This is a genomic window from Actinocorallia lasiicapitis, from assembly GCF_054778695.1.
The window spans coordinates 1-567 of record NZ_BAAGZI010000905.1; the positions used below are offsets into that span (position 1 = coordinate 1).

The 567-nt window shown below is 76.0% G+C and carries 1 protein-coding gene; it reads left to right on the forward strand.

Features of this window, described 5'->3' with window-relative positions; genetic code table 11:
• Window positions 1-567: acyltransferase domain-containing protein (locus tag ACYVE7_RS35420; protein ID WP_460371074.1), on the forward strand; the 567-nt coding region annotated here is incomplete at both ends.

The window sequence follows — 567 nt, forward strand, 5'->3', positions numbered from 1 at the left end:
GCGGACGTGGCCGGGCTGATCGCGCCCTACGGCGGGCTGGTCGGCGTCGCGGCCGTCAACGGGCCGGCCCTCACCGTCGTGTCGGGTGCGCCGGACGCCGTCGTGGAGCTGGTGGAGCGCTGCCAGTCCGACGGGGTGCGCGCCCGGCGGATCGCCGTGGACTACGCCTCCCACTCCCCGCAGGTCGAGCCGGTCCGGGAGCGGCTGCTGGCCGATCTGGCCGGGATCGCGCCCCGGCCGTCCCGGATCGCGTTCTACTCGACGGTCACCGGCGGGCGGGTCGGGACCGAGACCCTCGATGCCGCCTACTGGTACACGAACCTCCGGCAGCCCGTGCTGTTCGAGCAGGCCGTGCGCGCCCTGGCCGACGACGGGCACACCGCGTTCGTCGAGAGCAGCCCGCACCCGGTGCTGACCCTGGGCGTCCAGGAGACGGTGCCGGACGCGTTCGTCGCCGGTTCGCTCCGGCGCGAGGAGGCCGCGTGGCCGCCGCTGCTCGGCGTCCTGGCCGAACTGCACGTGCGCGGGATCCCCGTCGCCTGGCCCGCGGTGTTCGACGGGCGGACG